At 63.3% G+C, this 14,211-nt stretch carries 11 protein-coding genes; 3 read left to right on the top strand and 8 right to left on the bottom strand.

Annotated elements, in window-relative coordinates; translation table 11 throughout:
- The first annotated feature begins 142 nt into the window (after positions 1-142).
- Positions 143-1,534: an L-cystine transporter gene (locus JFU48_RS08845; protein WP_096795779.1), complete on the top strand. Its 1,392-nt coding sequence runs from the start codon at positions 143-145 to the stop codon at positions 1,532-1,534.
- 106 nt (positions 1,535-1,640) lie between these two features.
- Here the strand turns inward: JFU48_RS08845 and JFU48_RS08840 are convergent, their stop codons facing one another.
- Positions 1,641-2,153 carry a dihydrofolate reductase gene (locus JFU48_RS08840; protein ID WP_003229170.1) on the bottom strand — a complete coding sequence of 171 codons (513 nt, stop codon included), beginning with the start codon at positions 2,151-2,153 and terminating at the stop codon, positions 1,641-1,643.
- 85 nt (positions 2,154-2,238) lie between these two features.
- On the opposite strand from JFU48_RS08840, the gene JFU48_RS08835 reads away from it, so the two are divergent.
- Both JFU48_RS08835 and JFU48_RS08830 read left to right on the top strand, forming a co-directional pair.
- Positions 2,239-3,612 (top strand): DUF2868 domain-containing protein, encoded by a 1,374-nt coding sequence (locus JFU48_RS08835; RefSeq protein ID WP_201136316.1) that lies wholly within the window; start codon positions 2,239-2,241, stop codon positions 3,610-3,612.
- The gene (locus JFU48_RS08830; protein WP_103484307.1) at positions 3,605-4,981 is read left to right on the top strand and encodes a GTPase/DUF3482 domain-containing protein; all 1,377 of its coding nucleotides are present in this window, start codon (positions 3,605-3,607) and stop codon (positions 4,979-4,981) included. Before JFU48_RS08835 ends, JFU48_RS08830 begins: the two co-directional genes overlap by 8 nt.
- Before the next feature lie 122 nt (positions 4,982-5,103).
- On the opposite strand, the gene JFU48_RS08825 is transcribed toward JFU48_RS08830, so the two are convergent.
- From JFU48_RS08825 to JFU48_RS08795, 7 genes are all read right to left on the bottom strand, one after another.
- Complete coding sequence (locus JFU48_RS08825) at positions 5,104-5,661, bottom strand: phosphonate degradation HD-domain oxygenase (protein ID WP_201136315.1); 558 nt, start codon at positions 5,659-5,661, stop codon at positions 5,104-5,106.
- Positions 5,661-6,794 (bottom strand): TIGR03364 family FAD-dependent oxidoreductase, encoded by a 1,134-nt coding sequence (locus tag JFU48_RS08820; RefSeq protein WP_201136314.1) that lies wholly within the window; start codon positions 6,792-6,794, stop codon positions 5,661-5,663. The genes JFU48_RS08825 and JFU48_RS08820 overlap by 1 nt, the downstream gene beginning before the upstream one ends.
- Positions 6,795-6,940: 146 nt before the next feature.
- Entirely contained in the window at positions 6,941-7,966 is a 1,026-nt protein-coding gene (locus JFU48_RS08815; protein ID WP_003229178.1) for a putative 2-aminoethylphosphonate ABC transporter substrate-binding protein, read from the bottom strand.
- Positions 7,967-8,013: 47 nt separating this feature from the next.
- Entirely contained in the window at positions 8,014-9,738 is a 1,725-nt protein-coding gene (locus tag JFU48_RS08810) for a putative 2-aminoethylphosphonate ABC transporter permease subunit (RefSeq protein ID WP_201136313.1), read from the bottom strand.
- On the bottom strand, positions 9,738-10,814 hold the full coding sequence (locus tag JFU48_RS08805; RefSeq protein ID WP_201136312.1) for a putative 2-aminoethylphosphonate ABC transporter ATP-binding protein: 1,077 nt from the start codon (positions 10,812-10,814) through the stop codon (positions 9,738-9,740). Before JFU48_RS08805 ends, JFU48_RS08810 begins: the two co-directional genes overlap by 1 nt.
- Positions 10,815-11,055: 241 nt before the next feature.
- Positions 11,056-11,919 (bottom strand): LysR substrate-binding domain-containing protein, encoded by an 864-nt coding sequence (locus JFU48_RS08800; RefSeq protein WP_201136311.1) that lies wholly within the window; start codon positions 11,917-11,919, stop codon positions 11,056-11,058.
- A gap of 16 nt (positions 11,920-11,935) precedes the next feature.
- Positions 11,936-14,191 (bottom strand): heavy metal translocating P-type ATPase, encoded by a 2,256-nt coding sequence (locus JFU48_RS08795; protein ID WP_201136310.1) that lies wholly within the window; start codon positions 14,189-14,191, stop codon positions 11,936-11,938.
- Positions 14,192-14,211 lie beyond the last annotated feature (20 nt).

Here is a 14,211-nt window from a genome sequence, read left to right as displayed (position 1 = left end):
TTGCCGAGAGCGACAAGCGCTTATTCCAAAAACGACGGACAACCTGCGATTTCGGTATTAATTCATTGGAAATCAAACTGTTAGGCTTGCCGGTTCGCAGTTGCCCCCGAAGGCGACTGGCACAAGTCTTATCGGAGTCTTCATGAATCTGCCGCTGATCCTCAATCTGCTGGTGTTCCTCGCCCTGCTCTTCGGTCTGGCGCAAACCCGCCACACGACGTGGAGCCTGGCGAAAAAAGTCCTGCTCGCGCTGGTGCTCGGCGTAGCCTTCGGTGTTGCCCTGCACACCGTTTACGGTGCCGGCAACCCGGTACTGAAAGCCTCGATCGGCTGGTTCGATCTGGTCGGCAACGGTTACGTGCAATTGCTGCAAATGATCGTGATCCCGCTGGTGTTCGCCTCGATCCTCAGCGCGGTGGCACGGCTGCACAACGCCTCGTCGCTGGGCAAGATCAGCTTCCTGACCATCGGCACGCTGCTGTTCACCACCGCGATTGCGGCGCTGATCGGTATCGGACTGACCAACCTGTTCGGCCTCACCGCCGAAGGCCTGGTCGCCGGTACTCAGGAAATGGCCCGTCTGCAAACCATTCAGACCGACTACGCCGGCAAGGTTGCCGACCTGAATGTGCCGCAGCTGCTGCTGTCGTTCATTCCGCAGAACCCGTTCGCCGACCTGGCCCGGGCCAAGCCGACCTCGATCATCAGCGTGGTGATCTTCGCCGCGTTCCTCGGGGTCGCGGCGCTGCAACTGCTCAAGGATGATGTCGAGAAAGGTCAGAAAGTGATCAACGCCATCGACACCCTGCAAGCCTGGGTGATGCGTCTGGTGCGCCTGGTGATGAAGCTGACCCCGTACGGCGTGCTGGCGCTGATGACCAAAGTGGTCGCCGGTTCCAACCTGCAGGACATCATCAAGCTCGGCAGTTTCGTGGTGGTCTCGTACCTCGGTCTGGGCCTGATGTTCGTGGTGCATGGCCTGCTGGTGTCGGCGGCCGGGATCAACCCGCTGCGGTTCTTCCGCAAGATCTGGCCGGTGCTGACGTTCGCGTTCACCAGTCGCTCCAGCGCGGCGAGCATTCCGCTGAGCATCGAAGCGCAGACCCGTCGCCTGGGCATTCCGCAGTCGATCGCCAGTTTCGCCGCCTCGTTCGGTGCGACCATCGGCCAGAACGGTTGCGCCGGTCTGTACCCGGCGATGTTGGCGGTGATGGTTGCGCCAACCGTCGGCATCAACCCGCTGGATCCGCTTTGGATCGCGACGCTGGTGGCGATTGTGACCCTGAGTTCCGCCGGTGTGGCCGGTGTTGGCGGTGGCGCGACGTTTGCTGCGCTGATCGTGCTGCCGGCGATGGGCTTGCCGGTGTCACTGGTGGCGCTGCTGATTTCGGTGGAGCCGCTGATCGACATGGGTCGTACGGCGTTGAACGTGAGTGGTTCGATCACGGCCGGTGCGATTACCAGCCAAGTGATGCAGCAGACCGATAAAGCACTGCTGGATGCGGATGAGCATGCGGAGCTGGCACAGGCCTGACAGCAACACTTGTGGCGAGGGGATTTATCCCCGATGGGTCGCGCAGCGACCCCATGCTCTTGGGGCTGCTACGCAGCCCATCGGGGATAAATCCCCTCACCACAATTCAAGCCTTTTCCCAGACTTCGAAGCTGTACGCGGGCTTGTCGCCCTCAGCCGGATTCGGCACATTCGACACCAGTCTCCACTGGTTCGGATCGAACTCCGGAAACCACGCATCACCCTCAGGACTCAGCGCCACTCGGGTCAGATACAGACGATCCGCCTGCGCCAGCCCTTGCGCATACAACTGCGCGCCGCCAATCAGCATCAACTCATCGACACCCTGCGCTTTCGCCCATTCCTCGGCGCGAACCACCGCGGCTTCCAGCGACGGATACACCTCTGCCCCTTCCAGCAGCAGATCCGGCTGACGGCTGACCACGATGTTCAAGCGCCCCGGCAACGGACGGCCGAGGGAATCCCAGGTCTTGCGGCCCATGATAATCGGCTTGCCGAGGGTCGTGGCCTTGAAGTATTTGAAGTCCCCCGGCAGGTGCCAGGGCATGCTGTTGTCGACGCCGATCACGCGGTTTTCACCGAGGGCTGCGATCAGGCTGAGGGGGAGTGATTTAGTCATGCCGGCGAGGATACCAGAGCCTCGCTTGACCCGATAAGCGCCACAGCGGTTATGCTCACTGCTCAATCGAGCAACGGAATGGCGCGTGACTGAACTGACTCCACTGCAAAACCTCTGGCTGACCGAAACCATCCGCCTGCGCGAAGAACACGCAGGTCCCCTGGAGGATCTGGAAGCCAATCGACTGGCCCGCGCGGCCGGCGGCGATCTGCCGGGCCGTATTCAACGCCGCGCCGTGTGGCTGGCCGAGCGCGACGGGCTGAGCGCAGCACTCAAGCACTGGCTGCAAGGCGCGCGTCTGGCGCTGGTGCTGCTGGTCATTTTCGCGCTGCTGAGCGGCGCCGGGCTGGCCTTCGCCGCACTGAGCCAGACGCCGGTCAATGTGTTCTGGGCCCTGGGCAGTCTGCTCGGACTGAACCTGATTCTGCTGCTGAGCTGGGCGCTGGGGCTGATCTTTGCCGGTGAACACGGCGCCACCCTCGGGCGCTTGTGGCTATGGCTCAGCGAAAAACTCGCCCGCGATGCCAAAGCCGCGCAACTCGCGCCGGCCCTGCTGCTGATGTTGCAGCGCAGGAAACTCAATCGCTGGGCGCTCGGCACTTTGGTCAATGGCCTGTGGTTGCTGGCGATGCTCAGCGCGCTGCTGTTGCTGCTGACACTGATGGCGACCCGGCGCTACGGTTTCGTCTGGGAAACCACCATTCTCGGCGCCGACACCTTTATCAACCTGACCCAAGCCCTCGGCGCGCTGCCGGCACTGCTCGGCTTCAACGTACCAACCGTGGAGATGATCCGCGCCAGTGGCGGTGCAGCGCTGGATATCGAAAGCGCGCGACAGGCCTGGGCGACCTGGCTGGTCGGCGTACTGGTGGTCTACGGCGTGCTGCCGCGCCTGCTGCTGGCGCTGTTGTGTTTCTGGCGCTGGAGTCGCGGCAAAGCCGCGCTGACGCTGGACCTGAACTTGCCCGGTTACGCCCAGTTGCGTGAGCGGCTGATGCCGACCAGCGAACGCCTCGGCATCAACGACGCGGCGCCTGCGCAGTTGCATCGCGTTGAAAGCAGCGTCAGCGAACACGCCAGCGACGGCGCTTTGCTGGTGGCCATCGAACTCGACGATCAGCGCCCGTGGCCACCGGCCCTGCCGAAAACCGTGAGCAACGCCGGAATCCTCGACAGCCGCGAATCGCGGCACAAACTGCTCGAACAGCTCAGCCGTTTCCCTCCGGCGCGCCTGCTGATCGCCTGCGACCCGCGACGCTCGCCGGATCGCGGCAGCCTCGCGCTGATCGCCGAACTGGCGCGCAACGCCAGCGCCACCCGGGTCTGGCTGCTGCAAGCACCGCCCGGCGAAGCGCTGGACAGTGCCCGCCTCGGCGACTGGCACGTTGCGCTGCAACAACTGGAGTTGCCGTTCGCCGATTGCGCACCGATGAACTGGCTGGAGACAGGTCATGACTGATGCCCGGAAAGCGCCGCTGAAACTCGCGGTGGTCGGCCACACCAACGTCGGCAAGACCTCGCTGCTGCGCACCCTGACCCGCGACGTCGGCTTCGGCGAAGTCTCGCACCGGCCGAGCACCACTCGACATGTCGAGGGTGCGCGGTTGTCGGTGGACGGCGAGCCGTTGCTCGATCTCTACGACACCCCCGGGCTGGAAGACGCCATCGCCCTGCTGGATTTCCTTGAGCGTCTGGAGCGCCCCGGCGAACGTCTCGACGGCCCGGCGCGACTGGCGCGGTTTCTCGACGGCAGCGAAGCGCGTCAGCGTTTCGAACAGGAGGCGAAAGTGCTGCGACAGCTACTCGCCTCCGACGCCGGTCTGTATGTGATCGACGCCCGCGAACCGGTGCTGGCCAAGTATCGTGACGAACTCGAAGTGCTCGCCAGTTGCGGCAAGCCGCTGTTGCCGGTGCTGAATTTCGTCAGCAGCGCCAACCATCGCGAGCCGGACTGGCGCGAGGCGTTGGCGCGGCTTGGCCTGCATGCGCTGGTGCGCTTCGACAGCGTTGCGCCGCCGGAAGACGGCGAACGGCGCCTGTACGAAAGCCTTGCGCTGCTGCTGGAAAACGCCCGTCCGCAACTGGAGCGCTTGATCGCCGATCAACAGGCCCAGCGCCTCGCCCGCCAACAAAGTGCGGCGCGCTTGATCGCCGAATTGCTGATCGACTGCGCCGCCTGCCGACGCAGTGTGGTCAGTGAGGCCGAGCAGGAACAGCAAGCGATCAGCGAACTGCGCAAAGCCGTGCGCCAGCGTGAACAGAAATGCGTCGAAGCGTTGCTCAAGCTCTATGCGTTTCGCCCGCAGGATGCGGCGGCCAGTGATCTGCCGTTGCTCGATGGGCGTTGGGGCGATGATCTGTTCAACCCGGAAACCCTGAAGCAACTCGGCGTGCGGGTGGGCGGCGGGATTGCGGCCGGTGCCGCTGCCGGGGCTGGGGTGGATCTGCTGGTCGGCGGCATTACCCTCGGTGCGGCGGCATTGGCCGGTGCGATTGCCGGCGGCGCCCTGCAAACCGCGCGCAGTTATGGCAGCCGCTTGCTGGGCAAGATCAAGGGACAGCGGGAATTGACCGTGGATGACGGCGTGCTGCGGCTGTTGGCGTTGCGTCAGCGCCAACTGTTGCTGGCGCTCGATCAGCGCGGACATGCGGCGATGGAAGCGGTTCAGGTCGCCACCCCGCAGGACAAGACCTGGCGCGAAGGCAAGCTGCCTGAAGCGTTGCACAAGGCACGGGCGCATCCGCAGTGGTCTTCACTCAATCCGCATCCGAAGCTGAATCAGGCGGAGCGGCAGGAGCAGATTGATCTATTGGCTGCAGATTTGTAGCGCCTGATCTGGCTTCTTCGCGAGCAAGCCCGCTCCCACAGTTTGATCGCATTCTTTATGGTGGAACTCGGTCGAATGTGGGAGCGGGCTTGCTCGCGAATGGCGCGACTCGGTGACACGGATTACGCCGCCAGCAGACGCACCGCCTTCTCCTTCAATACTCCCAGATCCATCACCGGCACCGCCCTCTCCTTGGCCAACTCATCCCACTGCCGCATGCGCAAACTCACGGTACACAACGGATCGCGCTCAAACGCATCCGCCTCAGCCTCGCTCATCACCCCGCCCTGATATTCCAGAGTCCGGCGACTGGCTTCACTCAGGCGCTCGAAATACCCCGGTTCACGTAGCGTCAGATACCGCTTGGCCTGCACGTGATATTCCACCAGCCGCGCCATACGCTCGCTGAATCCCGCCTCACGCAAATAATCCGCCCCCAGCCGCTCATGGCTGACCACGCCATAACCGCCCATGTTCTCGGCACCTTCGGCGCACAGGTGGCCGATGTCGTGGAAGAACGCGGCGAGCACCACTTCATCATCAAAGCCTTCAGCCATCGCCAACTGCGCTGCCTGAGACATGTGTTCGATCTGCGACACCGGCTCGCCGATGTAATCACTAGCACCAAAGCGTTCATACAGCGCAAATACCCGGTCAACGACTTGCGCATGCCCCACCATCAGATTTCCTCCAGCAATTGCGCCACGTTGCGCTCGGCCAGTGCCGGACCGACGCTCATGCCGACGCCGGTGTGCATCAGCGCCACACTCAAGCCCGGTGCCGGCCGCAGGAATGAGAACGGCCCCGGCCCACGGGCACCGTAGACGCCCTGCCAACGCTCGACCACTTGCACCTTGCAGCCCAGCGTGTGCTCAGCCAGTTCGAGCATCCAGTTGTCCACTTGCTCGGCGTTGAACGGCGACGGATCGCTGCCGTAATGGTGAGAGTCGCCGATGATCAGCTCGCCATACGGCGTCGGACTGATCAGCAGGTGAATGCCGTTGTCGTGCAGGTGCGGTTGTTCGCGCAGGATCTGTGCCTGCACCGCTGCCGCTTCTGGCAAATCGGCGAAGGCGCCGTAGTGCACGCAGCTCAAACCGGTGAGCAAGGCGTGTTGCAGATTCAGCTCGATCTGCGGTTTGGCGCGGAGCATTTGCAGGCAGCAGATCTGCGGGTCGAGCGTGGCAATCGGCTCGGCCAGCAGGGTCTGATAATCGTGGCCGGAGCAGACGATGATTTGCTGCGCCGTGAAACTACCGGCGGTGCTGTGCAGACGTCCTGGCTCGACGTCACGCACCAGCGTGCTGAAGTGAAACTCGACGCCGAGGTCACGGCGCAGATAGTCGATCAGCGCCGGGATCGCTTCCCGCGAGTACAACTGTTGATCGTCCACGCCGTGTAGCGCGGCGCGGTGATGGCTGAACTGACCGTGGTACAGATCACGCAATGCGGCGCCACGCAACAAGGCGACGTTGTAACCGTGTTCCACGGCGCGGCCGTTGCAGAAGGCTTCGAGCAATTGCTCTTCGGCTTCGCTGCGGGCGAACAGGTACGAGCCGTTGCGCTTGATCTGCAGACCGGCGAGTTGCGCCCAGTCGCCCCAGATCTCGCGGCTGGCCTTGGCCAGTTCAAGCATCGGCCCGGGTGGCTGGCCGGTGACCAGCGCCTGACCGAAGTTGCGCACCGAGGCGCCGAGGGGCGTGGCGGTGCGTTCGAAAACGCTGACCTTGAGGCCGCGCTTGGCGGCGGCGTAAGCGTGGGACAGGCCGAGGATGCCGGCGCCGACGATGAGCAGGTCTTTGTGTTGTGTCATGGAGATTTTCCCTGAATGGGAGACCGCCTTCGCGAGCAAGCCCGCTCCCACAGGGGATTCTTGGTGCCCACAAAATAGGTGTTCACTGAAGATCCAATGTGGGAGCGGGCTTGCTCGCGAAGAGGCCCTGTCAGTCGATAAAGATCTTACTTGGCGACGACTTTCTCGGACTTGCCGTCATAACGCTTGCGCCATTCGGTCAGGATCTCGTCGCGGTTCTTCGAGGCCCAGGCGAAGTCGTTCTTGATCAGACGCTGCTCGTAGTCGGCCGGCAGTTCGGTCTGCGGCTTGGCGATGCCCGGCTGAGCGAGGACGGCGAAGTTCTCTTTGTACAGATCCATCGCCTCGGCGCTGGCGGAGAAGTCCGCGAGTTTTTTCGCCGCGTCTTCATGCGGGGTGCCTTTGATCACGGCAGTCGCCTCGATCTCCCAGCCCAGGCCTTCTTTCGGCAGGATGATGTCCAGCGGCGCGCCCTGGCGTTTCAGCTGTACCGCCGGATATTCGAAGGAAATGCCGATCGGGAATTCGCCCGCAGCGGCCAGTTTGCAAGGCTTGGAACCGGAGTGAACGTACTGGCCGATGTTCTGGTGCAGACCGTCCATGTAGGCCCAGCCCTGTTTCTCACCGAAGGTTTGCAACCAGGCGCTGACGTCGAGGAAACCGGTGCCGGACGACGCCGGATTCGGCATGACGATCTTGCCCTTGTACTCAGGCTTGGTCAGGTCCTGCCAGCTCACCGGTTTGCTCAAACCCTGCTTCTCGGCTTCGACGGTGTTGAAGCAAATAGTCGCGGCCCACACGTCCATGCCGACCCAGGCTGGCGGGTTGGCGGCGTCGCGGTAGTTCGCGCCGATCTTGCCCAGATCCTTCGGTGCGTAGCTTTGCAGCATGCCTTGCTGATCGAGGATCGCCAGGCTCGAAGCGGCCAGGCCCCACACCGCGTCAGCCTGCGGACGAGCCTTTTCGGCCAGCAGTTTGGCGGTGATGATCCCGGTGGAATCGCGCACCCACTTGATCTCGACGTCCGGGTTGGCCTTCTCGAACGCGGCTTTGTAAGCGGTCAGTTGCTCGGCTTCGAGGGCGGTGTACACCGTCAACTCGGTTTTTGCCGCGAAGGCATTCAGGCTGAAAGTAGCGAGCACAGCAGCGGCCAGGGCCATAGGCTTGAACATGATCGTTTTCCTGTCGGTGAGTTGAGGCTGTAGGGATAAATCGTCAATCAGTGACCGGGCGCGGTTTGCCGCCAGGCCTGGGAACGGCGCAGCAAGCCGCGCGAAGCCCACGCCAGCAGCAAGGACACGCCTGCCGAGGTGAACAGAATCAGGGTCGACATCGCCGCCGCGCCGCCGACGTTGCCGGCGTCATCCATGTTCAGCACCGCCACCGCCGCGAGGATGGTGTCGGGGCTGTAGAGGAAGATCGCCGCCGACACCGTGGTCATCGCCGAGACGAACAGGTAGCGCACGATGTCCAGCAGCGCCGGCAGGCAGATCGGCACGGTGACGCGCAGGTAGTGGCGGTACAGCGGCGCCTTGAGCGACAGCGCGGCGGCTTCGAACTCGGCGTCGAGTTGGCGCAGCGCGGTGGTCGCGGTCATTTGCGCGGTGGTCAAATAGTGCGCAATGGTGCAGACGATCAGCAGCGTCATCGTGCCGTACAGCACGTGCAGCGGGTTACCGCTGAGGTTGAAGAAGAAGACGTAACCCAGGCCGAGCACCAGCCCCGGCACCGCCATCGGCACGAAACTGAGCATGCGCAGGGTCAGGTTGAGGCCGCGTTGGCTGCGGGTTTTCTCCATCAGATAAGCGCCAGTGAAGATCAGCACGCTGCCAATCAGCGCCGTGCCCAGCGCCATCTTCAAGCTGTTGCTGTACGCCAGCCAGCCACCGCCGGCGGTCTCGTTGAACTGATAGTGATTGAGCGACAGCGACAGGTTGTACGGCCAGAACTTCACCAGCGAGGAAAACACCGCCATGCCGAACACCAGCAGCAGCGCGGCGCTGATCAGCAGGACAATCGCCAGATAGCAGGCATCGCGCCGCTTCGACGGCGCCGGTTTGAACACCTGGGCGCGGCCGCTCATGGAATCGCCGTGACGGCGGCGCAGCCAGGCATCGACGCCGAAGCTGAACAGCGCCGGCAGCAACAGCACCATGCCGATCAGCGCCCCGCGACCGAATTGCTGCTGGCCGACCACGGCTTTGTAGGCTTCCAGCGCCAGCACTTGATAGTCGCCACCGACCACCACCGGCACGCCGAAATCGGTGATGGTCAGGGTGAACACCAGACAGAACGCAGCGAATACCGCTTGGCGGGTCGCCGGCCAGGTGATGCTGCGGAACGCCTTGACCGGACTGGCGCCCATGCTCGACGCCGCATCGAACAGCCGCGCATCGGCCAGCGACAGCGCCGAGAGCAAAATCATCAGCGCATGCGGAAAGGTGTAGATCACCTCACCCAGCACGATGCCCCAGAAACCGTAGATGTTGTCCGAGAGCAGCCCGCGCAACATGCCCTGATTGCCGAACAGATAGACCAATGCGATACCCGGCAGCATCGACGGCGCCATCAATGGCAGCAGGGAAATCCCGCGCCAGATGCCCTTGGCCGGAATCAGTGTGCGTTGCAGGGCGTAGGCAAACAGGTAGGCCAGCGGTACGACGATGGCCGCGACGCTGAGCGAAACTTTCAGGCTATTGCCGAGCAGCCAGTGGAAATTCTCGCTGGTCACCAGATCTTTGGCGGCGAGCCAGCCACCGCCCTGCCCGGCCTCGCTGCTGAAGCCGCGCCAGAAGATCGCCAGCAACGGCAGCAGCACAGCGACACCGAGCAGTAACAGCAGCAGGAGTTTGCCGCCGAGGACGAAGATCCGGTCACCGACCTCGGCCCCGGACATTCGCCGCGCCTGCTTGTGCGGTAGCGGCAGTGCGATGTTCGCGCTCATCAGGCAAACACCTGCAGGCTGCGCGGTGGCAAGGCGACCATGATCTGCTGGGCACCGAGGCGCGGCATGGCTTCCGGCGCCAGTTCAGCGAGCAGCGCGTGGCCCGGCAATTGGTCGAGTTCGAAGCTCATGCGGCAGCGATTGCCGAGAAAGGTGATCTCACGGACTTTCGCCGGGAACAGGTTTTCTTCGTGCACCAGCGGATTGACGCTGATTGCTTCCGGACGGCAGAACAGTCGGCCCGAGGCGCCGCTGACGCTACCATCGGCCAGACGCACATCCATCCCGCCAACCCGGGCGTGACTGGCGCTGCTGCGCTGGAACGGCAACCAGTTGCCCTGCCCGACGAACTCGGCCACGAACGGCGTGGCCGGGCGATTGTAGATTTCCTGCGGGGTGGCGTACTGCTCGACGCGGCCGTTGTGCATCACGGCGATGCGGTCGGCCATCAGCATGGCTTCGTCCTGATTGTGCGTGACCATCAGGGTGGTGATGCCGAGGTTGCGCTGCAGTTGGCGCAGTTCGGTGCACAGATGCTCGCGGACCCGAGCGTCCAGCGCCGACATCGGTTCATCGAGCAACAGCAGCGACGGCGCCGGGGCCAGGGCACGAGCCAGTGCGACCCTTTGTTGCTGACCGCCGGACAACTGGCCCGGGTACTTTTTTTCACTGCCGGTGAGGCCGACCAGTTCCAGCATCTGCCCGACGCGACGACGCACTTCGTCACGACCACTGCCGGCGAGGCCGTAGGCAATGTTCGCTTCGACGGTCAGATTGGGGAACAGCGCGTAGGACTGGAACAGGATGCCGTAGTCCCGGGCTTGCGGCGCGAGGTGCGAAACATCGCGGTCGCCGAGGTACAACTCGCCGCTGTCCTGCTTCTCCAGCCCGGCGATGCAGCGCAGCAGCGTGGTCTTGCCACAGCCCGACGGGCCGAGCAGGCACACCAGCTCACCGGCCGCGACATCGAGGGAGACGTTATCCAGTGCGGTGAACGCGCCGAAGCGCTTCTGCACGCCGCGCACTTTCATCGGCGCACCGGGGTTGGTCAGGGCAGTTGCGATTGCAGGATTCATGGACAGACCTCATCAAGCTGATGGGGCCAATCCTAGAGTTGTAATGCGTCCGTCATGTGGCAGTGAGGCAAAAACGGCTGATAGTGGTATTCGGGGATTTTGGTTCAGGTTTCAAGTCATGTGTTGCCTGGTCTGACGCCTTCGCGAGCAAGCCCGCTCCCACAGGGGATAGTGTTCACAACACAAATCCAATGTGGGAGCGGGCTTGCTCGCGAAGAGGCCGGCATGGGCACTGAAGAAATCAGACCGGAGACATTTCCTGGGCCAACCCGAGAAACGCCGCCGGCAACCGGGCGCCCTTGCGCTCCTTGAGGCAATACAGATACTCGGGAATCTGCGGCGCATTCTCGATGGTCAGCACCCGCAATTGCGGATCATGCGGGACTTCCTGGCGGGCAATGATGCTGATGCCGATATTGCGCAGCACCGCCTCGCGGATCGACTCGCGGCTGCCGATCTCCAGCAGCGGGCCAAAACTGACTCCGGCGCTTTCCAGCAACTCCTCGGTCAGGCGGCGGGTGGTCGAACCGGACTCGCGCATCAGCAAGGTATGCCCGGCCAGCGCGCTCAACGCCACATGTTCCTGCGCCGCCAGCGGATGGTTGCGATGCACCGCCAGCACCAGCGGATCGCTACCCAATACCCGGCGAATCAAGCGCGCATCCTCAAGCAACTGCGACGACGCCGCGACATCCACCCGGTAATCCTCCAGCGCTTCGAGCACCTGCTGCGAGTTGCCGATTTCCACCGACACTTCCACCTGCGGCAGGCGCTCGCGGAAGGTTTTCACCAGATCGAGGATGTAATACGGCGCGGTGGCAGCGATGCGCAGCGTGCCCTGCACCTGACCGCTGTTGCGCAGGAAGAACTCGATATCGGCCTCCTGCTGCAACAGCGCCTTGACCATTGGCAGCAGCCGCGCGCCTTCGTCGCTGACACTCAGGCGCCGACCGCCACGGTAGAACAGCTCCACCGAGTACTGACTTTCCAGATTACGGATCTGCGTGGTCACGGTGGGTTGGCTGAGGCCGAGCTTTTTCGCCGCCAGCGTAATGCTGCCCAGGCGGGCGACCATATAAAACGCTTTCAGCTCGGCACTCAGCACAACTATCCCTCATCGTTTATTTGCGCAGCAGGCGCAAACCGTTGAACACCACCAGCAGGCTCACGCCCATGTCGGCAAACACCGCCATCCACATGGTGGCGAGTCCGGCGAAGGTTACCCCAAGAAAGATAGCCTTGATCACCAGTGCCAAGGCGATGTTCTGTTTCAAGATGCTCGCGGTGTCGCGCGACAGGCTGATGAACGCGGGGATCTTGCGCAGATCGTCGTCCATCAGGGCGACATCGGCGGTTTCAATCGCGGTGTCGGTACCGGCGGCCGCCATGGCGAAACCGATTTCGGCCCGCGCCAGTGCCGGCGCGTCGTTGATACCGTCGCCGACCATGCCGACCCGATGGCCTTTGCCGTAAAGCTCTTCTATAGCTTGCAGTTTGTCGGTCGGCAGCAAGTCGCCCTTGGCCTGATCGATGCCGACCTGCGCCGCAATGGCTTGCGCGGTGTGCACGTTGTCACCGGTGAGCATCAGGGTTTTCACGCCCAGCGCGTGCAACTGGCGGATCGCTTCGCGGCTGGATTCCTTGACCGTGTCGGCCACGGCGAACAGTGCCAGCGGGCCGGAACTGTCGAGCAGCAACACCACGGACTTGCCCTGCTTCTCCAGCGCAAACAGCTTCTCTTCCAGTTGCGGCGAGCACAGGCCCAGCTCTTCAACCAGACGGTGGTTGCCCAAGTGATAGGTCTGGCCGTTGACCTGGCCCTTCACGCCACGACCGGCCAGCGCTTCGAAGTTATCCACAGTCAGCACGGCGAAGTTTTTATCCACAGCGGCGTTGGCGATGGCCAGCGACACCGGGTGATCGGAACGTCCGGCCAGCGCAGCGGCGATTGCCGGAGCGGTGGCGTCGGCGGTCGGGTCCAGCGACAGGTAATCGGTCTGCACCGGTTTGCCGTGGGTGATCGTGCCGGTCTTGTCCAGCGCCAGATAATCGAGCTTGAAACCGCCCTCCAGATACACGCCACCCTTGACCAAAATGCCTTTGCGCGCCGCTGCCGCGAGGCCGCTGACGATGGTCACCGGGGTGGAAATCACCAGTGCGCAGGGGCACGCCACCACCAGCAGCACCAGCGCACGGTAGATCCAGTCGAACCACACTGCGCCCATGAACAGCGGCGGAATGATCGCCACGGCCAGCGCCAGCACGAACACCACCGGGGTGTAGATTTTCGAGAACTGATCGACAAAGCGCTGAGTCGGCGCCCGTGCGCCTTGAGCCTGCTCAACGGCGTGGATGATCCGCGCCAGGGTCGAGTTGTTCGCCGCCGCAGTCACCGTGTATTCCAGCGAGCCGGCCTGGTTGATGGTGCCGGCGAAGACTTTGTCGCCGATGGTTTTCTCCACCGGCAGGCTTTCACCGGTGATCGGCGCTTGATCGATGGTCGAGCTGCCGCTGACCACTTCACCGTCCAGGGCGATGCGCTCGCCGGGTTTTACCCGCACGCGGGCGCCGAGTTCGACGCTTTTGACCTCTTGTTCGACCCAGTTGCCGTCGGCTTGCTGCACCGTGGCCTGTTCCGGGGTCATCTGCATCAGGCCACTGATGGCGTTGCGTGCACGATCCAGCGAACGCGCTTCGATCAGCTCTGCCACGGTAAACAGGAACATCACCATCGCTGCTTCCGGCCACTGCCCGATCAGCACCGCACCGGTCACCGCGATGCTCATCAGCGCGTTGATGTTGAGGTTGCGGTTCTTCAGGGCGATCCAGCCCTTTTTATAGGTGGTCAGGCCGCCGCTGAGGATCGACACCAGCGCAATGATCGCCACCACCCAGGTCGGCGCGGCGTTGGTGAAGTGGATCACTTCAGCCGCCAGCGCACCAACGCCGGACAGCGCCAGGGGCCACCAGTGTTTTTTCACCGGCGCCGGGGCCGGGGTTTCGACGCCCGCCTCCAGCGGTTCGGCGTGCATGCCCAGCGAGGTAATCGCCTCGGTAATCGGCGCGGTGTCCGGCAGATTGTGGGTCACGCCGAGCACGCGGTTGATCAGGTTGAATTCCAGCTGCTGCACGCCGGCCAGTTTGCCGAGCTTGTTCTGGATCAGTGTCTGCTCGGTCGGACAGTCCATCGCCTCGATGCGGAAACTGCTCAGTCGGGCGTCAGCGCTGGTCTTTTCGCTCAGTTGCACCCGCGCAGGCGCGGCGGCTTTCGACGCGCAGCAGGAATCGCCACCGTGGTCATGCTTATGCACAGGCTGCAATTTGTGGCTGTGGTCGTGTCCCGCGTGGGATTTGTGGTTGTGCTGGGAATCGCTCATTGGTCGCGTCCATAAAGGTG

It is taken from the genome of Pseudomonas sp. TH49, from assembly GCF_016650625.1.
Classification (GTDB): domain Bacteria; phylum Pseudomonadota; class Gammaproteobacteria; order Pseudomonadales; family Pseudomonadaceae; genus Aquipseudomonas; species Aquipseudomonas fluorescens_H.
Note: the sequence above shows the minus strand (reverse complement) of the source record. Positions and strands in the feature narration are given on the sequence as shown.

Coding starts and splice junctions, on each gene's coding strand:
- JFU48_RS08795 (WP_201136310.1), bottom strand. CDS start 14,191: ATGAGCGATTCCCAGCACAACCACAAATCCCACGCGGGACACGACCAC.
- JFU48_RS08805 (WP_201136312.1), bottom strand. CDS start 10,814: ATGAATCCTGCAATCGCAACTGCCCTGACCAACCCCGGTGCGCCGATG.
- JFU48_RS08825 (WP_201136315.1), bottom strand. CDS start 5,661: ATGGTGGGGCATGCGCAAGTCGTTGACCGGGTATTTGCGCTGTATGAA.
- JFU48_RS08830 (WP_103484307.1), top strand. CDS start 3,605: ATGACTGATGCCCGGAAAGCGCCGCTGAAACTCGCGGTGGTCGGCCAC.
- JFU48_RS08810 (WP_201136313.1), bottom strand. CDS start 9,738: ATGAGCGCGAACATCGCACTGCCGCTACCGCACAAGCAGGCGCGGCGA.
- JFU48_RS08840 (WP_003229170.1), bottom strand. CDS start 2,153: ATGACTAAATCACTCCCCCTCAGCCTGATCGCAGCCCTCGGTGAAAAC.
- JFU48_RS08815 (WP_003229178.1), bottom strand. CDS start 7,966: ATGTTCAAGCCTATGGCCCTGGCCGCTGCTGTGCTCGCTACTTTCAGC.
- JFU48_RS08820 (WP_201136314.1), bottom strand. CDS start 6,794: ATGACACAACACAAAGACCTGCTCATCGTCGGCGCCGGCATCCTCGGC.
- JFU48_RS08845 (WP_096795779.1), top strand. CDS start 143: ATGAATCTGCCGCTGATCCTCAATCTGCTGGTGTTCCTCGCCCTGCTC.